The 8,729-nt window shown below is 52.0% G+C and carries 4 protein-coding genes; 1 reads left to right on the plus strand and 3 read right to left on the minus strand.

The window, feature by feature from the left end:
• Nucleotides 1-146: 146 nt before the first annotated feature.
• From ACN1C3_RS33035 to ACN1C3_RS33045, 3 genes are all read right to left on the minus strand, one after another.
• Complete coding sequence (locus ACN1C3_RS33035; protein ID WP_419119923.1) at nucleotides 147-3,548, minus strand: hypothetical protein; 3,402 nt, start codon at nucleotides 3,546-3,548, stop codon at nucleotides 147-149.
• A gap of 78 nt (nucleotides 3,549-3,626) precedes the next feature.
• The gene (locus tag ACN1C3_RS33040; protein WP_419119924.1) at nucleotides 3,627-6,020 is read right to left on the minus strand and encodes a hypothetical protein; all 2,394 of its coding nucleotides are present in this window, start codon (nucleotides 6,018-6,020) and stop codon (nucleotides 3,627-3,629) included.
• Nucleotides 6,021-6,063: 43 nt separating this feature from the next.
• On the minus strand, nucleotides 6,064-7,842 hold the full coding sequence (locus ACN1C3_RS33045; protein WP_419119925.1) for a hypothetical protein: 1,779 nt from the start codon (nucleotides 7,840-7,842) through the stop codon (nucleotides 6,064-6,066).
• Between the two features lie 198 nt (nucleotides 7,843-8,040).
• Between ACN1C3_RS33045 and ACN1C3_RS33050 the strand changes: the two genes are divergently transcribed.
• Nucleotides 8,041-8,589 (plus strand): hypothetical protein, encoded by a 549-nt coding sequence (locus ACN1C3_RS33050; RefSeq protein WP_419119926.1) that lies wholly within the window; start codon nucleotides 8,041-8,043, stop codon nucleotides 8,587-8,589.
• Nucleotides 8,590-8,729 lie beyond the last annotated feature (140 nt).

Consider the following 8,729-nt stretch of genomic DNA (forward strand, 5'->3'; position numbering starts at 1 on the left):
GGGGTCGACCTGGCTGAGTATAAAACTCATGAAGTTGAAGGCGTTAGAATGCACGGAAGTGGATGTCGACATGGCTCACGTCCTGAAAATAAAGGTAATTAAAGAGTGCGATCCGAAAAGATCGCACCCTGACAGAGAGGCCTGTGTTACGAGCCTATGATCTTCAGTTTATTTCGATTATTACCCTCGAAACCGATTCTTACGCTGTGCTTATTGCCATAGACATCATAAACAATGACATCCAAGGCCGAATCGAAATCGGACTTCGCATACTTGTCATATCTCCAGTACTGACGACGGTGCAGACTGAACAACACTTGACCGTTAGGCACAGGCCATGACGGCTTCACAATGGGTGCCGGCGCGCTGCTGCCCAATCGCCGCAACAGGATCTCGTCGATGTGCAGAATCTGATCACCCTTGTCATTTCTGTCATCGGGCAACGCATACCCCGTAACACTATGAATATCTTCAAGTTGGGTATCACTTTCCCATTTGACCATACTGCTGTTGCCGACAAACTTGATATCTTTTATTCCAACCTGCACGCCTTTGATCAACAGTTTCAAATAATAGTAATCCGTGGTGTTCAGGTCGACTTCATCGTCTTTATCGCCCTCTACGCGGTCCGGATCCTTATCGCCGAAGGTGAATACCACCTGGCCAATAGTCCCTCCTTCTGGCGGTGCGACTGCAACAAGGTTGAGGGCTTTGCGATTATGTTCGCCGTCGTCCTTGCCGGGGTTGGAGTAGAACGTCTCGTAGTTATCACTGCGAATGCTGGCTGAGACCAGCAGGTTCTCGACCTTATGGCACTGAACAAAAAATTCTTTGGTAACCATTGGCGCCTCCCGTTCTTGGCCAGGAGCCATTAGTTGAGAGGTGGAGGCAAGTTCCTGGTATTTTTTATAACCATTTTCATCTGCGTTGAAATACCATTTTCCACCTTCAGGTACGCCATCCTCCCCTACCTCCGGTAACGGATTTTTTTCATCTGCCGAGACCAGGCGAATACTGTTGTATTCAGCCTCCGACAGTTCCAGCGGGTCAGGTGCCCCCTCGTAGTCTGCGGGTCTGAACCGAACCACCACCCTGGCCTGTTGCAGACCATTGGCCCACACTCGGGTCGGCGAGGGCTCTACTACAAAATCGAATACATCCGGAGCAAACCAGTTCGACTGTCGAGCGTGGTCGGACAGGTGAATGATGCTGTAGCCGAGCGTATCGAAAAACTCCCCCTCATGGCTCACCTTCACGACACTGTAGGGTACCGATAGGGTCGCGGGCGCAGTGAAGACCCCTGTACGCGGATCAATGCGCCCCCCGCCGGCAACCACTTCCCATTTCAGCTGGTCGGGCCTGACATTACTGGGTGCTTTCAACAGTGCAGAGCCGTTTGGTCGCAACCCGGGATGGATCGCCGGTGCAATGTTCATCGCGAAGTTGCCCTGGCGCAACAGCACCGTGGCGACGGCTTTTTCGCCAGTGCCGGTGTTTTCGACATCGAACAGCACAGCTTGCAAGGTGCCATCGGGCAGGTCCGTTTCCGGCGCGGTGTAGGTGGCCTCATTACCTTTGGGAACCAGCGTGCCGAGACTTCCCCGCGGCGTCCACTTCAAGGAACCAGCGCCCAGCGACGTGGCCTTGAGCGTGACACTTTTTTCGCGATCGCTCATGTCGATCAGCGACATCGAAGGCGTCACTACCACGCCGGCCATCACCACGGTCACCAGTGCGGAGGCCGTCACCTCTTTAGCGGTAGCCGGGTCGGTGTAAGTCGCGGCAACCACGTTGCGTACCGCCGTGCCTTCGAGTAACTGAATGGCCGGTGCCGTGTATTCACCATTATCGATGGTACCCGCAGCCCGGGTGCCGTCGACGCTGCGTACGCTCCAAGTGACATTCGCCGTTTTGATACCCAATTGACGGATGGTGAAGGTTTGTTTCTCCCCGGCCTTGATCACCGGCAGCAGCGGATCGAGGGTGAAAGTGGTTTCTTTCGGGTCGATATGACCGAACAGCGCCAGGTCGCCGGGCAGTCGCGCCTGGGTCAGTTGCAAGGCGTTGCGTTCGGGGAACAGCAGGTTGCTGATGGCCAGGACGTTGATTTCGGGGATGTCAAAACTGTCCTTAATTGCCGAATCATTGAAAAGCCTCACAACTTTTTCAGCCTCGGAATTATAAACTGCTCTCACATCATCCTGTATATCTGAAGGAACGTCATGCCTGCCAAGTTCACTATAATCAATATTTACAGACACTTCACTTGGATTTTGCGAACGCGCCTCAAAGGTAACCTTACCGGAAGTAGGGTCCACTACCGGAGAAAAAATATAATCAACATGCGATCGCACATTAAAATTGAAATAATCATGCGTAGTTTCACCAATCCACCGCCAATGCCTTATCATGAATTTCAGATATTGCAATCCTGAGCAGGAAACAGACAATGCACCTTCGCTGGCAAAGACTCTAAATCCTTCCTCGGGGACAACGTTATAAAATTTATAACCAACAGGCCCATTATTCGACAACTCCTTGTGCTGAGCACCTGGCCGCTCATCATACTTTCTATAAAAGCCACCCCACTCAATTTCACCTGAAGTCGCATAAAGTCGTCGAGCGATATAATTAGACTCAGCGCCGCGATCAAACCTCAGACCCTGTGCAATTTTATTTTGAATCTGGTATTGAAAATACCAATCAAACACCACCCGGCTGGCCAACACCAACGACCCCGAATAAATGGGCTTCCCCTGCGGGTCCCGATCATTGGGAATCAAATAGTCCAGCGCCCCTTCCGCCGGATCATCCCCCTCCTTCGGATTACCCTTGGTTCTGACCAGCAGCACCACCGCGCCTTCACCATAGTCATCAGACGTGCGAATCTTTCCTTCATCGGTGGCCATGGTCCGGATCTTGAAGGAGCGCGGCGCCAACAGATCGACGTCCCGCAAGTCCAGCATGCCCAGCGTGTAAACCCGGTCCTCGGGTTTCTGCTCGAGGAACAGCGCTTTGAAGAAGTCCCCCAGCAACTCTTGCGATTTGTCCTCGTTCACCAGGTTGCAGCGGCAGTTATACCCGTCACCGATATCGACAATCACCTGGCCTTGTTCATTGACCGTGCCCTTGCTGGCCGCGAGGTTGATGTCCATGGTGACGGTGTACCCTTGATGGGCGCTCACCACATAGCTGTAAAGAATGGCCCCGGGAAGTTGATTGGTGCCCTTGCGTACGTAAGAAATGGTGCCCGACACAATATCCATGGTCGCGGTCACTCGGGAGTCACGCAACGAGGCCTTTTGGAAGCTTAGCCGCGGCTGGCTCAATATTAGCCCGCTTAATTCGAGGGACTCTTTACCGTCCGGCGTCATCGCTGGCGCACCAAAGATACGTTTCATAAAACTGTCTTTATTGAAACGTGTAATGTACTGCTGCTCTAACAGGCTGTTAACCTTGGCGCGATTCATAAATACCACGGCATCCCAGCCGCGGGTGATCGATTTACCTTGCATCCTGTTAGTGAGTTCAGCCAGAGAATAAGTCATGAGCTGTCTGCCTTACATAAAGTCAACAACATGAAGGGTCGACCATTCGTTACATGGCCGGCGGTATGTCACAGGGGATTAACCTGCACTGAGCGTGAGATTGACTGTTTCAATCAGTTCGGCGTACTTGCTCAGTGGCAACGGAACCGCTGCAACGGCATGGGTATCCTGAAAGTCGCCTTCCAGTGTTGCCGACACAATAATAAGACTCCCCGGCGCCGGGGACGTTGGCTCGGTATAAACACCGGTTTTATCATTGAAGGTGCCCTCTCCACTCAGTAACTTCCAGACCAACAGACTTGGGTCTACAGGACCATTCTTGCCCCTGATTTCAAACTGAATGGTTCCTGTCGAAGGGTCGCTCGCCTCAGACATCAGCATCGGGGTACCGATCATCTGGTTATGAATCAATATATGGATATAGGCGTAGGTGATGACTCCGTTAACGGTTTTTTTAATCTCGATCTTGTCCACTGAAAACGGAGTGGCAGGGTCGTTACTGCTACCGGCCTTATACATACGTTTAGTGGGATCACCTGCAACCGGCGTCAGCGTTGACCCCCATTGCTTGGTTTTGATATCCCACGCCAGCTCTTCCTCACCCAACGCCTCGGCAGACAACACTTTAGTGTCGCCTGGGTCGCAGCTGTCGTATGTCGGATTTACCACAATCGCGCTGTGGAGCACGGAAACCAGCGCTGAGCTTTTCACCGGTTCTCCATCCAGTGTCCCCTCGGCGGTCACCATGGCCGCGACAAAACCATCGGCAAATTCATCCGCAGACGGCGCCGTGTATTCGCCCGTCGAACTGATCACCCCCGGTAGAGCGATATTGCCGTCGACATCCTTCACGCTCCATTGAACATTATCCGGCATGGGCGTCAGGGTGAATTGCAGTTTACTGCCCGCCTCTATCGTCGAATTCATTGGAGAAAGCACGGTGGTTGTGCGAAGTGGATCAATCTGACCGAATACCGCCAGATCTCCGGGGACAAAGGCATCACTCAGGTGTAAGGCGTTGTGGCCCGGGAATAGAAGGTTTCGGAGCAGGAAGGTGTCCAGGGTGGGGGACGTCAAACGACTGAGTAAGGCAATGATCTTGGGTTTAAAAAAGTTTTCGATACCAGGCTTCATGTTCGGGAATTGAGAGATCACATCTTCCAACCCCTCCGCCCCGGCAATACTCAGATTAAATGCAGAGGTGCCCTCATTCCGCTCAAAGCTGACGAGCCCTGTTTCCTTATCAAGCTTAATATCAAAATGAACGCTGTAATTACATGTAAACTCCATGAAGCCGCTGTCATCTTTATCTTTATCCCAAATTGCGAAGTATTTGATCTCCCGCCTGAACATCGTTCTATAGGTCTTGTTCCATACGAACTCAATACGATTCCCCCCAGCCTTGATCGTTAAAGGAAGGCCGCCACTGTCCGCTTTGAAATCGTGCTGGATCGGGGTGCCAAAATAAAAAATACCTACCTTATTTCCGCCATAATACACATCGTACTGGTACTTATAATCTTGAAATATACCGCCTGACGATGCCTTTAAAGGAAACGCAACATCAGTCCCGCCGCTATAGTTTTCAAAATTAATACCATTACCGATATCTGTAATGGCCGGCCCACGCATAATTTTATCGAACAACACCTTACTCGAAAGCAACATCGCCCCGGTATACTGGGTGCCGCCTTCATCTGCCGGAATCAGATACGTTGAATTTGCACTAGGAAAAAAGGTGCTGTCCTGGCCATCCTTCAAGGTAATGAACATCATTACGGCACCATCGCCGTAGCTTTTATCTCCAAACACGGCAAGGGGGTCGGATTTCATGGTCCGTATTTCGAAGTTTTTGGGGGTTAGTGCGCCATTCAAGTCGCCCTCCAGACGACCCAGCGGGAAAATTTTCTGTTCAGGCTTCACCTCTTTTTCAAAGTACTCCTTGAAACGTCTGCCGACATCGTCCTGGGCAAGGTCACCAAAGACAAAGTTAGCCTTGAATGTATCGGCATTCTTTATGTCAATTACCACATCACCCAACCCACTGACCGTACCTTTGGTCACCGGCTGATCCATCCATAACTGCGGCCCGCCAATGGGAAGTACTTTCAGCATTTTCGACACGAAAACAGCACCGCCGGAATACTTTTTAGTACTGACGATCATCCCGCCGATCATGTCCATGGTCAGTCGTGCCCGGGCCGCAAGGCTGGGGTCCGAGCTTTCGAACGACAAGCGTGGCGCGCTCAATTTAAGGTCATATATATGCTCCCGGTAAGAGCCATCTCCCCAGGATGCAACCATTGATGCAGGTTCGATATACCCATCTGCGGTATTGAACCGTTCAACGTACAGCTGAAACAGCAATTCGTTTGCCTTGCGCTGATCGTATAACGTCAGGGCATCCCAACCAGAGGTCATGGACTTGCCTTGCATCTCGCTTACTAACTGCATCAATGTTTTCTTGCTCATAATTCAGCGGCTCCAAATAATAAATAAAACACCGTGTTCGCCATCAATCCAGTAGTTTCAACGACAGAGGTCTATTGAATGTAGCGGTCGAGTGTCCCCCATCGAAACTCACGCTCACTCTCAAGGTGAATGTTGTATTCACCGCAATACCTGCCAGGTGCGTTTTCAACAGTCGGGCCTTGACCCCTCCGGCACTCTCTTCAGGCTTAACCTCACGTACAGCAATAATGTCTCGATCTGTAATACCGTTGGCCGTCAACCACAAGCGCACTCGGTGTTGCGTTGAAATGAACGACCAGAGGTCCACACTCAACAAGGCACCTTCAGCCGGAATATCCGACAGTTTCAGGGTGGCGGGTGAACCGATCTGGGCTTTGTCGCATTCGATGCCGGGATGACTGGTGAGCTGACGGATAAACAGCTGTAAAGGAGGCTCGGCGTCCTGGCCGGCTACCCTGTAAGTCACTTCGACGGTTTTGCCGAAGTTGGGGGGTAATACCTCCGGTGGTACGTTGAACTTCATCGGTTTGAGTTGGCTTGGTACCTGCGTTTCAAATGAGCCGCTGTCCCCAAAGCCGTTCCAGTACGCGGTGACTTCATCTTCGTCATTAATCGTGGCCGTGGAAGGAATCGTGATGTAAGCACCGCCGATGGCCATGATCGGATTCAGCTCGTCCCGACCGCCCACCTCCACACTGCGATCAACCGTCGGCGTCGGCAATACCAACGGCTCGCGTATGGTCAACGCCAACGAAGTGCCGGAACCGGCGGCATCGGGCCGCGCGTACTGATAGCGCAGGCTCACGTCGCCACCACGGTTGTCCAGCAGCCACTGCGCCGCAATCGGGACTTCAATCCTGCCGCTTTCGATGTTGGAGCTGTCGATTTTCAAATACTGGAGGGTGTTTTTGTTCGGGCCACTGCCCGACCCGGTGCGGGTGCCGTACACCAGCACCTCGTCGCCAACGCGAATCCCCGGATAGATCGGGATCACCACACGGATACCGTCAGGAAACTGACCGGGATTGATCTCGGTGCCGGTCAGGTCCTTGACGCTGGCCACAGGTAGCTCAGACGCGGCAGGCGGCGTCACCAGGATTGTGCGTTCGGCCGATACGGTGTCAGCCAGTGCGGCGGGCGACGCATAGGTGATTTCGTAATGCAGGGTAATCTTGCCTCCCCGCAGCGCCACGGCGCTGGTTCTCGGTACCGTCCAACTCAGCACCTGCCGCGGGTTGTTGGTCGGGTCGGTATCGGTATCGCTCAAGGTTTTGGCGGGTAGATTAACGGCGGGGCCGGGGCTGCCATTCTCACGTTCCCCTTTCCAATAGACCCTGACCACATCACCGTTGGACATCACGGTATAGGGCACTACTGCGATCGTCATGCTGCCTTCAATCGCGTCGGGGTCCAGCTGGAGGTCATGTGACTCTTTTATCTGGGGAGCGGATAACAGGCCATGTTTGCCGATACCGAAATGGATCCGTTTGGACTCTTCCCTTGGCTCTCCGGTGACGCGCGCCAAAAAGTACGAATAGAACACCTGCCCCTTGTTCAACTGCTGCACAAAGTGATTGGCGATCTCCATCAGAAAGCCACATTCACCCTCGTTGTCTGGGTCGACATCAATCGGAATGTCCTTGATGTCTACCGGTGTACCGTCCTCTGCACGTCCGAGCCAGCTCTGGTAAAGGGTATCTCCAAGTTTGGGATCAGTGTACTTGGCATAGGTTTTGAGTGGCCCACCGCTCAAGGCCTCTGGATCAATCGTATTGTTGATCAACAGTGGAATGATCGGCGCCTTTAGATCGCCCGCTGGCATAGTGATATTCCTCACGCTACTGCAATTGAGTGGGACTTGAATCCACCAAAAAATTGAATGTCGAACTACGTTTTACGCCTGATTAGCAACGCTGGGTACTAGCAGAACTGCTAGGTTTTCAAACGCGTTATCGGTGCTAGAGTCGGGCAGAAGCAAACCATGTTTGCCTTCCCCTGAATCAGTTCGAGGCATTCGATAATGAAATACTCCAAAGCACTATTTACTGCTACTGCTTGCGCATGGATAACACTTTATGGGGCAAGCGCTCTTGCCGCAGCGCAAACATCTGGCGGCAAACAAGACACGCCCCAGGCCACCTATGGCGATATTGTTTTCTACAATTCCAAAGGTGAAAAAAAGTGCACATTATCCGTTCCAGAAACCAAGCAAGCCTTTGATTTCAGCCAGAACAACCAAACCTGTGAAAACAACAGTGCTGCCAGTTTCACGCTCGAAAATATCCCCTCAGCAACACTCATACAATTTTATGCAAATGAAAGCTGCTCGGATGCGAGAGTGGGAGATAATTTCTTCGTAAAACTTAAAACGGTTAAACAACCGACAGACTGGACCAGCCCTCCGGCACAGATGAACTTCAATGATTTGCGAAAAAAGGAACCCGGCGACCTGATTCCGAAAAAGAACATTCGGGTGGAGGCTCGCTGGCAAGGTCATGAATTCGACGACGAGGACTGGGATGAGCAAATCAGCTGCGTGTACATCGAGCGCTCTCAACCCGTTAATTGACCATGCACCTCAATTTTTCCTGATAGTTCCATCTTTACACCTTTGGGCCAAACAATGAGGCGCCGTCGATGAGCATTTCCACTTCGATACAGTCCAACGCTTTCAACTTCATGAACTTCATACAAAGCCAGGTCGACCCT

It is taken from the genome of Pseudomonas sp. H11T01 (genome assembly GCF_048515765.1).
Classification (GTDB): domain Bacteria; phylum Pseudomonadota; class Gammaproteobacteria; order Pseudomonadales; family Pseudomonadaceae; genus Aquipseudomonas.